The sequence below is a fragment of the Streptomyces sp. NPDC029044 genome, assembly GCF_040637495.1.
Taxonomy (GTDB): domain Bacteria; phylum Actinomycetota; class Actinomycetes; order Streptomycetales; family Streptomycetaceae; genus Streptomyces.
Window position 1 is genome coordinate 1 of record NZ_JBEZWN010000109.1, and the last position, 13,948, is coordinate 13,948.

General features: G+C 71.2%; 10 protein-coding genes and 2 pseudogenes. 4 read left to right on the forward strand and 8 right to left on the reverse strand.

All coding sequences use genetic code 11. The features are described from left to right. Positions 1–329: 329 nt before the first annotated feature. Together AB0E85_RS38455 and AB0E85_RS38460 are read right to left on the reverse strand one after the other, a co-directional pair. Positions 330–1,168: pseudogene (locus tag AB0E85_RS38455) on the reverse strand (serine/threonine-protein kinase); the annotation flags it as partial. 85 nt (positions 1,169–1,253) lie between these two features. Beyond that, a complete protein-coding gene (locus AB0E85_RS38460; protein WP_010041885.1) occupies positions 1,254–1,448 on the reverse strand; it encodes a hypothetical protein in 195 nt (64 codons plus the stop codon). Positions 1,449–2,075: 627 nt separating this feature from the next. On the opposite strand from AB0E85_RS38460, the gene AB0E85_RS38465 reads away from it, so the two are divergent. Then, entirely contained in the window at positions 2,076–3,260 is a 1,185-nt protein-coding gene (locus tag AB0E85_RS38465; protein WP_361937410.1) for an acyltransferase family protein, read from the forward strand. A gap of 15 nt (positions 3,261–3,275) precedes the next feature. On the opposite strand, the gene AB0E85_RS38470 is transcribed toward AB0E85_RS38465, so the two are convergent. From AB0E85_RS38470 to AB0E85_RS38480, 3 genes and pseudogenes are all read right to left on the reverse strand, one after another. Further along, positions 3,276–3,713: an HD domain-containing protein gene (locus AB0E85_RS38470; RefSeq protein WP_361937425.1), complete on the reverse strand. Its 438-nt coding sequence runs from the start codon at positions 3,711–3,713 to the stop codon at positions 3,276–3,278. Positions 3,714–3,727: 14 nt separating this feature from the next. Further along, a pseudogene (locus AB0E85_RS38475) lies at positions 3,728–4,093 on the reverse strand (FtsX-like permease family protein); the annotation flags it as partial. Positions 4,094–4,288: 195 nt separating this feature from the next. Then, positions 4,289–5,467 (reverse strand): PP2C family protein-serine/threonine phosphatase, encoded by a 1,179-nt coding sequence (locus AB0E85_RS38480; protein ID WP_361937412.1) that lies wholly within the window; start codon positions 5,465–5,467, stop codon positions 4,289–4,291. 162 nt (positions 5,468–5,629) lie between these two features. Here AB0E85_RS38480 and AB0E85_RS38485 point away from each other — a divergent pair, with 162 nt between their 5' ends. Further along, a complete protein-coding gene (locus tag AB0E85_RS38485; protein WP_361937414.1) occupies positions 5,630–6,889 on the forward strand; it encodes a GNAT family N-acetyltransferase in 1,260 nt (419 codons plus the stop codon). Between the two features lie 28 nt (positions 6,890–6,917). On the opposite strand, the gene AB0E85_RS38490 is transcribed toward AB0E85_RS38485, so the two are convergent. Both AB0E85_RS38490 and AB0E85_RS38495 read right to left on the reverse strand, forming a co-directional pair. Next, positions 6,918–7,727 carry a DNA-formamidopyrimidine glycosylase family protein gene (locus AB0E85_RS38490; protein ID WP_361937416.1) on the reverse strand — a complete coding sequence of 270 codons (810 nt, stop codon included), beginning with the start codon at positions 7,725–7,727 and terminating at the stop codon, positions 6,918–6,920. Positions 7,728–8,343: 616 nt separating this feature from the next. Continuing rightward, positions 8,344–8,829 (reverse strand): ribose-5-phosphate isomerase, encoded by a 486-nt coding sequence (locus AB0E85_RS38495; RefSeq protein WP_361937418.1) that lies wholly within the window; start codon positions 8,827–8,829, stop codon positions 8,344–8,346. Between the two features lie 278 nt (positions 8,830–9,107). On the opposite strand from AB0E85_RS38495, the gene AB0E85_RS38500 reads away from it, so the two are divergent. Continuing rightward, on the forward strand, positions 9,108–10,598 hold the full coding sequence (locus tag AB0E85_RS38500; protein ID WP_361937421.1) for an amino acid permease: 1,491 nt from the start codon (positions 9,108–9,110) through the stop codon (positions 10,596–10,598). A gap of 96 nt (positions 10,599–10,694) precedes the next feature. Here the strand turns inward: AB0E85_RS38500 and AB0E85_RS38505 are convergent, their stop codons facing one another. Continuing rightward, a complete protein-coding gene (locus tag AB0E85_RS38505; RefSeq protein WP_361937427.1) occupies positions 10,695–12,914 on the reverse strand; it encodes a protein kinase in 2,220 nt (739 codons plus the stop codon). Between the two features lie 194 nt (positions 12,915–13,108). Here AB0E85_RS38505 and AB0E85_RS38510 point away from each other — a divergent pair, with 194 nt between their 5' ends. Then, on the forward strand, positions 13,109–13,834 hold the full coding sequence (locus AB0E85_RS38510; protein ID WP_361937423.1) for a hypothetical protein: 726 nt from the start codon (positions 13,109–13,111) through the stop codon (positions 13,832–13,834). Positions 13,835–13,948 lie beyond the last annotated feature (114 nt).

The window sequence follows — 13,948 nt, forward strand, 5'->3', positions numbered from 1 at the left end:
TCGACGGGTCCGGCGTTGGTCCTGGCGCGGGCCGGGACGCGCTGGCGGGCGGTGACGCCCTGGTCCGGGGGGGGGCGGTGCTGTTCCGGGGTTGTTGTGGGGGGCCGGGGGCCCCGCCCCCGGCCCCGCCCGGCGTCCGGTCCGCCGTCCGCCTCGGCGGGGGGCGCGTGGGGCGTTTCGCTCCGCTCGGTGCGGGCCGCGTCGGGCCACGCCGTGCCGGCCGGCTCGGTCGGCCGGGCACCCGGCCAGGGACGCACCGGGCGCGGTGCGCGGGTGCCGGGCGCCAGGACCGGGCCCCCGGGGGTGCCGCCCTCGCGGAGCAGTGTGAACAGTTCGTCCGCGGCGGGGCGGTCCTTCGGGTGCTTCTCCAGGCAGAGGCGGATGAAGGGGAGCAGTTCGGCGGGGACGCCGGTGAGGTCCGGTTCGCCCTCGACGACCCGCAGGGCCGTTGCGTAGGGGCTCGGGCTGTCGAACGGCCCGCGGCAGGTGGCGGCGTGGGTGAGGACCGAGCCGAGGGAGAACATGTCGGCGGCCGGGCCGACGTCCTGCGGGGAGGCGAACTGCTCCGGGGACATGAAGGGCGGGGTGCCCTCCCCCACTCTCGACTTCGCTCGAGCGGGCGGTACCCCCACCGCGGCCGGTCTGGGTGAGGACGTCGGAGGCGGCGAACTCGGCGGCGCGGGAGATGCCGAAGTCGATGACGCGGGGGCCGTCCTCGGCGAGCATCACGTTGGCCGGCTTCAGGTCCCGGTGGACGACTCCGGCGCGGTGGATGTCGCGCAGGGCCTCGGCGAGGCCGGCGGCCAGGCCCCGCAGGCGGGGCAGCGGGAGCGGGCCGTGCTCACGGACGTGCGTGCCGAGGTCGGCGCCCGGGATGTAGAGCGTGGCCATCCAGGGGTGCGGGGCGTCGGCGTCCACGACGGGGGCGGTGAAGGCGCCGCTGACCCGGCGGGCGGCGGCGACCTCGCGGCGGAAACGGGTGCGGAACTCGTCGTCGTCGGCGTACTGGCTGTGCACGACCTTGATCGCGAGGCGCCGGCCGGAGGCGGAGCGGGCCAGGTAGACCACGCCCATGCCGCCGGATCCGAGGCGGTCCTCGGTGCGGTAGCCGCCCACCTCCGCCGGGTCGGAATCGCGCAGCGCCATCCCTGTACGTTCCCCCCGTCACGCACCGTCCTGTGGTCGGGGCGAGCGTAACCGCCCCTGCGCCGGGCCCTCGGCGCGGGGCACGGGGGGAGGCGTCGGCGGCCCGGTCAGAAGCTGATGGAGTTGATGGTCTCCGCTATCGAGTTGAGGAACCGGTTGATGGACGGGGCCATGCCCGTCGAGGCGAGGAAGAAGCCGAAGAGGATCGCCACGATCGCCGGCCCTGCCTTGATGGATCCCCCTCTCAGCAACACCACAAGGATGATCGCCAACAGCAGCACCACAGACAGTGAAATGGCCACAACTGATCACACACCCTCGGTCGGTCCGCTCTCCCGGCCCGGGGACGCGACCCCGCGCACCCCCGCCAGAACCATCGTGCCACCAACACGGCCGGGCTATGCGGCCGGTGACGCATCGACCACACACGTGTCGCATCCACCCGCTCGGGGACGTTTGTGTGCAAGGTCTCAACGCCGAGGAGTCGCACGACAATTCGACCAGCCACCCGCACAGGGAATTCGACCGTATCGTTTCCGTCTCCACACAACGCGTTCGCAGCTAATTCGAATTGCTGCCACAAGCCTCTCAACAGCCGTTCGAACCGGGGCCGGAAGACGACTGAAGCGGACATTCCGCTGGAGTCGCCTGCTGGTCTTATGCGTCACTTAGTCCGGAAGTGTCATGACAATCAGGGCCTAGGCGGTGCACGCGATCCGCCATCGGCGGATGTGTCGGCCATCACTCCGACAGTGACGTCAACTACCCGTAATCCGGGGTACCCGCAGCGAATAGCCAGGAATCACTTCCGGCGTTTTACGAATAGCTGTTGGGAACGCTAGGGTGCCTCAGATGTTCCACGCTGCCTCGTCCCCCGCACGCGCAGCGAGGTCCCGGATCGTCTCCCCGAGCTCCTGGTGGGAGGGTCTGTGACGAACTCGCTGCGACCGAACGGCGACCGCAGGGCGCCACTTCCCCCGGCACAGTCACCGGCCGACGGAGTGCCGAGCCCGCGCTCGCCGCACAGCACGCAGAAGAAGCAGAACGGCAAGCAGCGCGACGCGTTCTTCGACAACGCGAAGTACCTCGCGATCGTGCTGGTGGCCATGGGCCACGCCTGGGAGCCGCTCAAGGGTGACAGCCGGATACTGGAGGCGGCGTACCAGGTCGTCTACGCGTTCCACATGCCGGCGTTCATCCTCATCTCCGGCTACTTCTCCCGCAGTTTCGACATGCGGCCCGACCGGCTGAAGCGCCTGATCACCGGCGTGGCCGTGCCGTACATCATCTTCGAGACGGCCTATCCGCTCTTCAAGCGGGTCATCGACAACGACCCGCACCAGGAGATCAGCCTCCTCGATCCCTGGTACCTGACCTGGTTCCTGGTCGCGCTGTTCATCTGGCGTCTGACCACCCCCATCTGGAATCTGGTGCGCTGGCCGCTACCGCTCGCGCTGGGTCTCGCCATGCTGGCGACCGTCACCCCGGAGATCGGTGACGACCTGGATCTGCAGCGCGTCCTGCAGTTCCTGCCGTTCTTCGTGCTGGGCCTGGTCATGAAGCCCGAGCACTTCCACATGGTGCGCCGCCGTTCGGTGCGGATCGCCTCGGTGCCGGTGTTCGCCGTCGCCCTGGCCTTCAGCTGGTGGGCGGTGCCGCGCATGAACACCGCGTGGTTCTACCACCGTGACGCCGCTCAGGAGCTGGGCGCCCCGTGGTGGACCGGCCCGGTCATGGTCCTCGCGATGTTCGGCTGCTCCCTGGTGCTGACCGCCTGCTTCTTCGCCTGGGTGCCCCGCCGCCACATGTGGTTCACCGCCCTCGGCGCCGGCACGCTCTACGGCTACCTGCTGCACGGCTTCCTGGTGAAGGCCGGCGACTACCAGGGCTGGTTCGAGGCGTCCTGGCTGCACCGGCCGGCCGGTGAGATTTTCGTGACCGTCCTCGCGGCCGCCGTCGTGACCGTGCTGTGCACCAAGCCGGTGCAGCGCACGTTCCGGTTCGCGATGGAGCCGAAGATGGACTGGGCCTTCAAGAAGGACGCCGCCCAACTCGCCCGCGAACGCCAGAGCGGCGAACGGCGCGAGCGTGAGCGCGAGAAGGTCAACGCCTGACCCGCACAGCGGGATTCACCCCACGAGACCGAGAAGTGCGCGCATCCGTGCGTACTTCTCGGTCAGTCGTTTGCGGGTCGCCTCGTCGAGGACCGCGAGGCGGGCCGGGTCAGCGTTGTGCGCCAGGTCCGACTCCTTCACCAGCAGCGCCCCGGGCGTGGCGAGGATCCGCGCGGCGTACGCCTCCGGCGGCTCCCCCGCCCGTTTGGTGACCGCGAGGACGATGTCCTTCGTACGGCTGCTCAGCGCGGCCTCGCGCAGCCACCGGTCGGTCAGGGCGTCGTCCTCGACGGCGTCGTGCAGCCAGGCGGCCGCGATCTGCTCCTCGTCGCCGCCCCGCGCCCGTACGCCCTCCGCCACGGCCCGGAGGTGTTCGGCGTAGGGCCGTCCCGCCTTGTCTCTCTGGCCGGTGTGCGCGGCGCGGGCGGTGGCCTCGACCTGGGCCAGGGTCATACGGGATGTCTCGGTCACTGCTCCAGTGTCTCCCAGCGCAGCGCCGCCCGGGCCGGCAAGGTGACCGCGGCCAGGCCTGGGACGAGGATCGCGGCGGCGGACGAGCCGTACACGAGCGGCGGGACGTACGGCCCCCGGCCCGTCAGGCCCCTCGTCATCGGCACCGGCGTGGCCGGGGGGATCGCCGTGCCGAGCGCGATGCCCGCGACGGCGGCCAGGAGCGCTTCGCAGCGGACCGTGCGCAGCACCTGGCGGCGGGTGGAACCCAGCAGGCGGAGCGTGCCGCGTTCGCCCCGGCGGTCGAGGACCGTCATCACCAGCGTGTTGACGGCGGCGACCGCCGCGAAGCCGCCGAGGACGGCCGCCATGACGGTGTTCGAGTCGTCCGCACCGGTGCGCCGGTGTGTCTCGAACGTACGGACCCGGGGTGCGGCCGCACCATGTGGACGACCGCCCGGTCGGCCCTGGGGAGAACCCAGGCCGCACCATGTGGACGACCGCCCGGCCGGCCCTGGGAAGAACCCAGGCCGCACCTGGTGGATGACCGCCCGGTCGGCCCTGGGGAGAACCCCATCTCAGCGCGGGGTGGCCGCCGTCGGTCCGTCGCGGCAGATCAGCAGCAGGGCCCGGTCGTCGTTGACGTCCTTGGCTACCGCCTCGATGAGATGCCAGGCGGCACCGTGGAAGCCGCCGGCCACATAGCGGTCGGCCTCGCCGGTGAGGCGGTCGATGCCCTCGACGATGTCGCGGTCGGCGGTCTCCACCAGGCCGTCCGTGAACAGCATGAGCACGTCGCCCGGCCGCAGCGAACCCTTCACCGGGTCGAACTGGGCGCCGTCGTAGACCCCGAGGAGCGGGCCCTCGGCCGCCTTCTCCTCCCAGCGGCCGGTGCCGGCGCTGAGCTGGAGGCCCGGCGGGTGGCCCGCGGAGTAGAGCTCGTAGTCACCGGAGTCCAGGTCGAGGACCAGGTGGATGGAGGTGGCGAAGCCCTCGTCCCAGTCCTGGCGCAGGAGGTAGCCGTTGGCGGCCGGGAGGAAAGCGTGCGGCGGGAGGGAGCCGAGCAGGCCGCCGAACGCGCCGGACAGCAACAGGGCGCGGGAGCCCGCGTCCATGCCCTTGCCGGACACGTCGGTGAGGACGACTTCGAGCGTGCGGCCGCCGTTGGTACGGGCCGCCACCACGAAGTCGCCCGAGAACGACTGACCGCCCGCCGGGCGCAGGGCCATCTCCCGGTGCCAGCCGCCCGGCAGGTCGGGCAGCTTGCTCTGCACCCGGATGCGTTCCCGCAGGTCGAAGAGCATGGTGCCGCCGCGCCGCCAGGGCACACCGACCCGGCTGCGGAACTGGGCGAGGAGCAGCCCGAAGAAGCCGCAGGCCGCGACCACGAGCACGACGCCCGGGGTGACCCGCGACGGGCCCTCCGTGTACGGGCCGAGCTGCACCGATTCCACGATCAGCGCGGTGGCCGCGGCCGCGTAGAGGCCGAGCAGGCTCGCCGGGCGCAGCAGCAGCCCGCCCACGACGACGGGCAGCACCAGCGCGGCCGGTGAGAACCACACCGAGTTCGCCAGGGTCGCAGCCGCGATCAGCGGGACGGTCAGGAGCAGACCGACCAGGGCGATCCAGTCCGAGCCGTTGCCGCGGAAGTAGTCCACGGCGGCTCGGCGCACGCCGACGCGGACCCGGTGCCACTGCTTCTTCAACCGGGCCGTGAACGTCTCGGCTTCCGCGCGCCGCTCTCGTCCTTCTGCCATTAGTTCGGGACCCTATCCATCGGACCAGCCGCTTGGCACGGGAGGTCCCACTTGTCCCCCGTCCGAGGGCCGACTTCACAGTGAACTTCACGGTGCGCCGCTGTGCCGCCACCCGGGAGAAATTCCCTCGCTCGTCCCGCATCGCCCTGGTAGGCATGGTCCATGGCGACTGACGCGACCGGTTCCGCGGCCGACCTCCGGGTACTTCGGCGGGATGAATGGGACAAGTGGTACGACACCCTGATCCGGGGCTTCGGCGGGGTGCCGGAGTCCACCGAGGAGCGGGAGTTGTGGAACTCGCTGACCGAGGTCGACCGTTCGCTGGCCGCCTGGGACGGGGACGAGTGCGTGGGGACGGCCGGGGCGTTCGGCTTCCGGCTCACGGTGCCGGGCGGCGCCTCGGTACCGGCCGCGGGCGTCACCATGGTCAGCGTGGCCGCCACCCATCGCCGGCGCGGGGTGCTGACGTCGATGATGCGGCGGCAACTGGACGACGTCCGGGCCTCGGGTGAGCCGCTGGCCGTGCTCACGGCGTCCGAACCGGCGATCTACGGCCGGTTCGGATACGGGGCGGCCACCTTCCAGTTGACGGCCGAGATCGACACGACCCGGGTACGGCTCACCTCCCTGCCCGCGGGCACGGATGACGTGCGCGTGCGCTACGCCGTTCCCGCCGATGTGCTCGACGTGTGCGAGGCGTTGTACGCCCGGCTGGTCCCCTCGCGGCCCGGGATGCTGGCCCGGCAGCCCGGCTGGGAGCGGCTGGAGGTGCTCGATCCGGAGAGCGACCGGGGAGGAGCGTCTCCGTTGCAGTGCGTCCTCGCCGAGCGGGACGGCGAGACGGTCGGGTACGCGCGGTACCGCGTCAAACCGGACTGGGAGGCCGCCGGCCCCAACGGCTCGGTGATCCTGGAGAACTCGGCCGCGCTGGACCCCGCGGCGGACGCGGCGCTGTGGCGGTTCCTGTTCGGCATCGACCTGACGTCGTCGCTGGTGCTGCGGGGGCGGGGCCGGCCGGTGGACGACGCGTGGCGGCACTGGGTGTCCGACATCCGGCGGTGCCGGCCGCGGCTGCTGGATTCGCTGTACCTGCGGCCGGTGGACCTGGGGGCCGCGCTGGAGGCGCGGACCTATCAGACGCCGGTGGACGTGGTGTTCGAGGTGGAGGACGCGTTCTGCCCCTGGAACTCCGGGCGTTGGCGGCTCAGCGGGGATGCGAAGGGCGCGTCCTGCGAGCGTACGGCGGATGCGGCGGACCTGGCGCTGTCCGTACGGGAGTTGGGGGCCGCGTACCTCGGGGGTGTGTCGCTGGCCTCGCTGGGGACGGCGGGGCGTGTCCGGGAGGTGCGGCGGGGGGCGCTGGCGGAGGCCTCCCTGGGGTTCGGGGCCGCCGTGGCTCCGTGGTTGCCGCACGGCTTCTGAGGGCGGGGGGTCTCACCGGCTCGGGTGCTCAGGGGCGCTGGCAGGACGGACACCAGAAGAGGTTGCGCGCGGCGAGATCGGCGGTGCGGATCTCGCCGCCGCAGATGTGGCAGGGGAGGTTGGCCCTGCGGTAGACGTACACCTCGCCGCCGTGGTCGTCCACGCGGGGCGGGCGGCCCATCGCCTCCGGGGTGTGCTCCGGGCGGACGGTGTCGATGCGGTTGTTGCGGACGCCCTCGTGCATGAGGTCGACGAGATCGGTCCAGATCGCGTGCCACTCGGTGGGAGTGATGTCCTTGCCGGCGCGGTACGGGTCGATGCGGTGCCGGAAGAGGACCTCCGCGCGGTAGACGTTTCCGACGCCGGCGATGACCTTCTGGTCCATGAGGAGCGCGGCGATCGTCGTACGGCTGCGGGTGATGCGGCGGTACGCGGTGTCCGGGTCGGCGTCGTCACGGAGGGGGTCGGGGCCGAGGCGGTCGTGTATCGCCTGCTTCTCCGGGGGCGTGATGAGGGCGCAGGTGGTGGGGCCCCGGAGGTCCACATAGGTGGTGTCGTTCGTGAGGCGGAGGCGGACGGTGTCGGTGGGGGGCGGTTCCGGGGCCGGACCGAAGGTGACCTTGCCGAAGAGGCCGAGGTGGATGTGGATCCAGTCGGTGTCGCGGAAGCCGAGGAAGAGGTGTTTGCCGTGGGCTTCGGTGTGGGTGAGTTCCGTGCCGGTGAGGAGGGCGGCGGCGGGGGTGAACTTGCCCTGGGGGCTGGTGGTGCGGGGCTTCGTGCCGAGGAAGGCGGTCGCGTAGTCCTGGGCGAGGCGGTGGATGGTGTGGCCTTCCGGCACGGTTCTCCCTTGGATCGTTGCCGCTGCCCACCGGGCTTACGGTCGTCAGAAGGCTGAGGTCGCGGGGCTCTGCCCCGGGCCCCAGGGCTTTCCCGCCCACCCACCCGACACGGTTCCTCAGGAGGCTGGAGTCGCGGGGCTCCGCCCCGGGCCCCGGCGGGGACTGCGTCCCCTGCACCCCTCTCGGGGGCTCCACCCCCGGACCCCCACGGGGTCTGCTACGACCCCAACAGAGGCTCAGACCCTGCCGGGAAGCGCAACTCCCCCGCTCGGGGCAGAACTCGCGTCCCCGCCAGGAAGCGCAGCTACCGCTCAGCGCAGAACTCGCGCCCCTGCCAAGGAGCGCAGCTACCGGTCAGGGCAGTACTCGCGGCCCCGCCGCGGGGCGCAAGTCACGCTCCGGCAGTACTCGCGGCCCCGCCACGGGGCGCAAGTCACTCCGGCAGAACTCGCGGCCCCGCCGCGGTGCGCTGCTCCCGCTCCGCGAGCAACAGTCGCGCCTGCGTGAACACACGGCTCCTGCCCCGCCCGGGCGACGGCTCCGGCCGTCCGCCTACGACGTGGCTCCTGCCCAGCCCGGCTCTGAAAAGGCGGGTGGCTGCGGCCAGCGGGTCGGCTACTGCTGCGGGTGGTGCGGCGGGATCGGGGGCAGGTCGCCGGTCGTCTCGTAGGCGGACAGCATGTCGATCCGGCGGATGTGACGTTCATCACCGGAGAACGGCGCGCCGAGGAACGTCTCCACGAACTTGGTCGCCTCGTCCTGCGAGTGCATGCGCGCGCCCACCGCGACGACGTTCGCGTTGTTGTGCTGGCGGCCCAGGGACGCCGTCTCCTCGCTCCAGGCGAGGGCCGCACGGACGCCCTTGACCTTGTTCGCGGCGATCTGCTCGCCGTTGCCCGAGCCGCCGATGACGACGCCGAGGGCCTCGGGGTCCGCGGCCGTTCGCTCCGCTGCACGGAGGCAGAAGGGCGGGTAGTCGTCCTGGGCGTCGTAGATGTGCGGCCCGCAGTCGACGGGGTCGTGACCCGCCTGCTTCAGCCACTCGACGAGGTGGTTCTTGAGTTCGTAGCCCGCATGGTCCGAGCCGAGGTACACGCGCATGGGACGAGTGTGACACGGGTGTTTCGGGGAAGGCGCGCGGGGTGGCGCTCATGAAAACCCGAGGCAAATGTGAGCCGCATTACTGAACCTCAGGAAAACCTCAAGTAACAATCTGGATTCAAAGGTTCTCCTCATCGTTCGCCTCCGATTCACTGGACCGGCTCGTACACCGCTCGTGCGAGCCCCCCGTACACCGCCCTGCCGCGAAACACCCCGTTCGTGCGGCTCGTGCGTTTCGTGCGGAAGTACAGCTCCCCGGCGCAAAGGAAATCCGTTCCATGACCTCGCAGCCGACTCTGAACAAGACCGGAAACGACCCCGGAGGCCCCGGAGAACCCGGAGCCGAGGGCTCCGGGCTGCAGGCCGGGCTCAAGAACCGGCATCTCTCGATGATCGCCATCGGCGGTGTCATCGGCGCCGGACTCTTCGTCGGGTCCAGCTCCGGTATCGCCACCGCCGGGCCCGGCATCCTGCTGTCGTACGCACTCGTCGGCACGCTCGTGGTGCTGGTGATGCGGATGCTCGGCGAGATGTCGGCCGCCAACCCGACCTCGGGTTCCTTCTCCGCACACGCCGACCGGGCCCTCGGCTCCTGGGCCGGTTTCTCCATCGGCTGGCTGTACTGGTTCTTCTGGGTCGTGGTGCTGGCGGTCGAAGCGACCGCCGGTGCCGTGATCCTGGAGGGGTGGATCCCGGCCGTGCCCCAGTGGGGCTGGGCCCTGATCGTGATGGTGGTGCTGACCGCCACCAACCTGGTCTCCGTCGGCTCCTACGGCGAGTTCGAGTTCTGGTTCGCGGGCATCAAGGTCGTCGCCATCGCCGCGTTCATCGTCATCGGCGGGCTGGCCGTCTTCGGGCTGCTGCCCGGTGTGGACAGTGAGCAGGCCGGGCTGAGCAACCTCACCGAGCACGGCGGCTTCCTGCCCAACGGGGCCGGCGCCATCCTCACCGGTGTGCTGCTCGTCGTCTTCTCCTTCATGGGCAGCGAGATCGCCACCCTGGCCGCCGGTGAGTCCGAGAACCCCCGGCAGGCCGTCACCAAGGCCACCAACAGCATCATCTGGCGTGTCGCCGTCTTCTACCTCGGCTCGATCGCCGTCGTCGTGTGCCTGCTTCCGTGGGACAGCAAGGCGATCACCAAGGACGGCTCCTACGTCGCCGCGCTCGACTCCCTCGGCATCGCGCACGCCGGTCAGATCATGAACTTCATCGTGCTGACCTCGGTGCTGTCCTGTCTGAACTCCGGCCTGTACACCGCCTCCCGCATGGCCTTCTCCCTCGGCCAGCGCGGCGACGCCCCGAAGGCCTTCGCCCGCACGACCTCCAACGGCGTGCCGCGCACGGCGATCCTCGCCTCCGTCGCCTTCGGCTTCGTCGCGGTGTTCTTCAACTACAAGTTCCCGGACTCCGTCTTCCTGTTCCTGGTGAACTCCAGCGGCGCGGTCGCGCTGTTCGTGTGGCTGGTGATCTGCTTCTCCCAGCTGCGCATGCGGAAGATCATCAAGGCCGAGGCGCCCGAGAAGCTCGTGGTGAAGATGTGGCTGTACCCGTACCTGACCTGGGCGACCGCCGCGCTGATCGTGTTCATCCTCGGCTACATGCTCACCGACACCGAGCACGACGGGCGCCGGACCATCCTGCTGTCGCTGCTCGTCGCCGCGGTGGTGCTCGTCATCGCCTTCGTGAAGAACGGACTGCGCGGGGGCCGGCCGGCCGCCGATGCCCCGCAGGCTCAGGGTGAGGAGCGCAGCGAGGTGCCGGCCGGCTGATCCTGCCGCCACCGCCTCTCCGTTCGCCGTGAACAGGGGCCTGTGGTGCGTGCTGACGCACGCGCCGCAGGCCCCTCTCGCTTTTCCCGCGGCCGCTTACAGCACCGTGAAACTGTCCCTGACCTTCTCGTAGACGGCGAGTGCCTCCTGCTCGCTCCCGGCGTCGTACCACGTGTTCACCTGGTACGACTTGCCGGTCACGTTGAAGCCGAGCAGGCGGGCGTGCCAGTGGACGCCCTTCAGCGTGAACGTGTACTCCCAGACCACCGCCGGGTGGCCGCGGAACGTGGTCTCCTCCAGGCGGATCTTGCGGTAGTCCTGGCCCTGCTGGGCGTTGCGCTCCGAGGTCTGCCAGGTCTCCAGCAGGTCGCCGCGGGCCAGGGAGGACTTGCCCACCAGTTCCTGGGCGCCGTCCGGGGAGGTGTAGTGCACCTCCGCGCCCGTCTTCACGTCCCGCCGCCAGCCGTCCGGTGTCGCCCAGGCGAACCCGCCCGCCTCCCTGTGTGTGCCGGGCGGCAGGGTCTGCGGCCTCGTGGTGCCCTCGACGGTGGGTGAGGGGGCGGTGGTGGTGCCGCCGGCGGCCGGCGCGGACGCGGACGCGGAGGATCCGGCGCGGGGCGTGCCGTCGTCTCCCGGTGAGCCTGCTGACGTCGCCAGCAGGATGCCGGCGACGGTGCCGGCGGTGGCGAGGACGGCTGCCGCGGCGGTGAGCACCCTGCGGCGACGGCTCCCGCCGGGGCGGGGACGCGCGCCGGGCGCGGCCGGGACGGCCGGGCCGGGGAGTTCGCCCGGCGGCATCGGTGTGGGTGCGGGGAGGGGGCGGCGCTCGGTCTCCGCCTGGGCGCGGGTGAGGGAAACCGGGCCCCGGGGCTTCGCGGGCGTCTCCGTGGGTGTGGTGTGTGCGGGGTGGTGGCGCGGGCCCGGGGCGGGGGCGGGCCGGCGGGGGTCGCGGGGTGCCGGGAGGTAGGCGGGGGTCGGTGATTCCTGCGGGGGCGTGGGCAGCGGTGCCCGCGGCTGCGACTGCCGCTGCTGCGGGGCCGGTTGGCTGCGCCCGAGGGTGGTTTCCGGATCAGGGGCGGCCGATGGCCGCGGGGGTGGCGCGGACTCCTCGCCCGCCTCGGACGTCGACTCCGGCTCCGGCTCCGGCTCCGGCTCCGGCTCCGGCTCCGGCTCCAGTGTCCGCTCCAGCTCCGGCCGCGGCTCCCGTACGCGTTCCGACTCCGGCTTCCGTACTCGTTCCGGCACCGGCTCCGGCTCCCCTACGCGTTCCGGCTCCGGCTTCCCTACGCGTTCCGGCCCCGACTCCCGTACGTGTTCCGGCCCCGGCCCCGAATCCCGTACGCGTGCCGACTCCGGCTTCCCTACGCGTGCCGGCCCCGACTCCCCTACGCGTTCCGGCTCCGGCTCCCATACCCGTTCCGGCCCCGGCTCCCCCGGTCCCAGCCCGACCGTAACCGTCGGTGTCGGGACCGGGAACGCCACCGGTCGCAGCGTCGTCTCCAGCGCCTCCAGGTCCGGGCGGGCCGACGGCTCCTTCGCCAGCAGGGACGTCAGGATGTCCCGCATCGGGCCTGCGGCGGCGGGGAGTTCCGGCTCCTCGTACAGGACCGCGTGCAGGGTCGCGAGCGTGGTGTCGCGGGAGAACGGGGAGCGGCCGCCCAGCGCAGCGCAGAGGGTCGCGCCCAGGGACCAGATGTCGGACGGCGGGCCCTGGGGGCGGCCGGAGATGCGCTCGGGGGCCATGTAGTCGGGCGAGCCGACCAGCATGCCGACCATCGTGAGCGCCTTGGCGTCCTGGATCGCGGCGATCCCGAAGTCCGTGAGGACGATCCGCCCTCCGCGGCCGGAACCGGTGCCGTTGCCGCGTCCGGATCCGGCCACCCCGTCCGCGTGCTCCACGAGTACGTTGCCGGGCTTGATGTCGCGGTGCAGTACGCCCCGTTCATGCACCTGCCGCAGCGCCGCGACCAGACCGAGGCCGATGCGGGCCGTCTCACCGGGGCCCAGCGGGCCCGTCTCCGCGAGGATCCGTTCGAGGGAGCGGCCCGCGACCAACTCCATGACGATCCAGAGGCGTTCGCCCTCCTCGACCACGTCGTAGACCCGTACGACATTGGGGTGGTCGATCCGGGCCGTGGCCCTGGCCTCGCGCAGGGTGCGTTCGCGACGGGTCCCGCTGTCCTCCGCGTCGAGACCGTCGATCCGCATTTCCTTGACGGCGACCGGCCGGTCGAGTATTTCGTCGGCGGCTCGCCACACCCGCCCCATTCCCCCCTGGCCGATACTTTCGACCAACCGATAGCGCCCCGTCACCAATATCCCTGGAACACCGCCGCTGTTCGCATTTCCCGGCAATCCGCTGCACCCCCTCCACGACACCGCGACCGACTCCAGTGAAACACAACGGTCACACTTCGCGCCGTACCAGGATAGTGCGGGGAAATCTTGTGGTACCTCTTTCAGTGCTGCGAATTCAGGCGCAGCCCAGGGGGACGCAAGGGGGGGCGAACATGAGTTCTCTTCGTTCGACAGCGGTCGCGGGATCGCTGGTCATGGCATCTTTCTCGGCGGTGTTGATCCTTTCCGGTCCAGCCGGGGCCGAGGACGAAGGGCCGCCGAGCGGCAAGGGGGGAAAGGCAGTTGACGAGGCACCGGCCGGGGTGAAGCTCACCACGCTGCTGCCCGGGAAGATCTCGGTCGACAACGGCTCGGAAAAGACGGCGATTACCGCCACGGTGAAGAACGAGGGGAGCAAGGACAGCGGGAAGATCAGGCTGTTGGTCGTAGGTTTCGACGGTCTTGTCGTCAAGGCTGTCGAGGGATGTTCGGCGATACCCGAGAACGGACTTCCGGAAGGCTCGAACAGCGGATTCGCATGCCCGATCGGCAATCTCGCGGCCGGTGAGTCGAAGTCGTACGCCGTCGACGCGACGTTCGACCTCGGCAAGACCGGGAAGATCTGTCTGCCCGTGCAGACGGGCGACGGGAAGAAGACCTTCTGGCAGCAGGGCCCGGTGCCGTTCGGCACGAGCAACCCGTCGCCGAACGCTCCGGCCACGCCCCTGCTGCTCGGCACCGACAACGAGCCGGCGGGGCCGGGAGGGAAGGAGCTGCCGAAGACCGGCCCGGCCCGTGATCTGCTGCCGCTGGGCGCGGCCGGCGCGTCGCTGCTCGCGGCGGGCGTGGCCGGAATGTGGTGGTCGCAGCGGCGGCGGCCGGGGGTTCAGGAGGGCTGAACCAGCCGCTGGCGCGCCGTGCGGAACCACGGAGAGGCCCGCCGGGGGCATCGCCCCGGCGCTCATCGCGGACGACCTCAACACGCTGATCGCGGACCAGGACGGCGACCTGGA